The sequence below is a fragment of the Micromonospora sp. CPCC 206060 genome (genome assembly GCF_036906895.1).
Lineage (GTDB): Bacteria > Actinomycetota > Actinomycetes > Mycobacteriales > Micromonosporaceae > Micromonospora.
Genome location: NZ_JBAKHU010000291.1, coordinates 1 through 557 on the forward strand (window position 1 = coordinate 1; position 557 = coordinate 557).

A 557-nucleotide genomic window follows, 5' to 3' on the forward strand; every position below is an offset into this window, starting at 1 on the left:
TCGGCGTCTTCCTGGTCGGCGAGGTAGGTGCGCACGGTCGGGGTGTCATCGGAGGCGCCGCGTAGGATGCCGACGCCCTTGTAGGTGGGCAGCAGGGTGGACGAGTCGTGCCCTTCCGAGTAGGCACCCGAACCGAGTACCAGGTCGGACACCTGCCATGAGCCGGTGCGGAGGCTGAACCGCACCTGGTGGTTGTCGCGGTAGGAGATGAACTGCTGCGCGACCTGCCCGGTACCGACGCCGGAGGGCCGCTGGGTGGCGTCGATGAGGATCACCCCGGCGGCCGGGGCGACCTTCACCAGGTAGACCAGCAGGGAGGCGATCTCCTTGGACTGCTCGCCCAGGTCGAAGTACTCCTGAAACTCGTCCAGGATCACCATCCGCACCGGCATCCGGTACTTCGGGTCCCGGGCGATCTCCCGCGTGAGTTTGCCTTCGGGGCACACGTCGACGGGCAGGGCGGAGAGCCGTTCGTAGCGGTCCTGCACGTCGGCCTTCAACTCCCGCAGCGCCTCCAGCAGGATTTCGGCGGGGTCACCGTCGCGGGTCATGGCCAG

1 pseudogene is annotated in these 557 nt (G+C 67.9%); it reads right to left on the minus strand.

Annotated features, from left to right (window positions below):
* Nucleotides 1-557: pseudogene (locus tag V6U90_RS33800) on the minus strand (cell division protein FtsK); the annotation flags it as partial.